Origin of the sequence: Mesobacillus campisalis, assembly GCF_000986785.1 — a bacterium.
Lineage (GTDB): Bacteria > Bacillota > Bacilli > Bacillales > Cytobacillaceae > Mesobacillus_B > Mesobacillus_B campisalis.
The window spans coordinates 1-610 of sequence record NZ_LAYY01000082.1; the positions used below are offsets into that span (position 1 = coordinate 1).

Sequence of the window (610 nt, forward strand, 5' to 3'; positions counted from 1 at the left end):
AGGAAGAGAAAGCAAACGCGATTCCCTGAGTAGCGGCGAGCGAAACGGGATTAGCCCAAACCAGAAGGCTTGCCTTCTGGGGTTGTAGGACACTCTATGTGGAGTTACAAAGGAACGGGGTAGATGAAGAGGTCTGGAAAGGCCCGTCAGAGAAGGTAAAAACCCTGTAGTTGAAACTTCGTTCCCTCCTGAGTGGATCCTGAGTACGGCGGGACACGTGAAATCCCGTCGGAAGCAGGGAGGACCATCTCCCAAGGCTAAATACTCCCTAGTGACCGATAGTGAACCAGTACCGTGAGGGAAAGGTGAAAAGCACCCCGGAAGGGGAGTGAAAGAGATCCTGAAACCGTGTGCCTACAAGTAGTCAGAGCCCGTTCATGGGTGATGGCGTGCCTTTTGTAGAATGAACCGGCGAGTTACGATTGCATGCAAGGTTAAGTTGAAGAGACGGAGCCGCAGCGAAAGCGAGTCTGAACAGGGCGATTCAGTATGCAGTTGTAGACCCGAAACCAGGTGATCTACCCATGTCCAGGGTGAAGTCCAGGTAACACTGGATGGAGGCCCGAACCCACGCACGTTGAAAAGTGCGGGGATGAGGTGTGGGTAGCGG

1 rRNA gene is annotated in these 610 nt (G+C 53.6%); it reads left to right on the forward strand.

The features are described 5' to 3' along the window. A 23S ribosomal RNA gene (locus WQ57_RS22520) occupies window positions 1-610 on the forward strand; the annotation flags it as partial.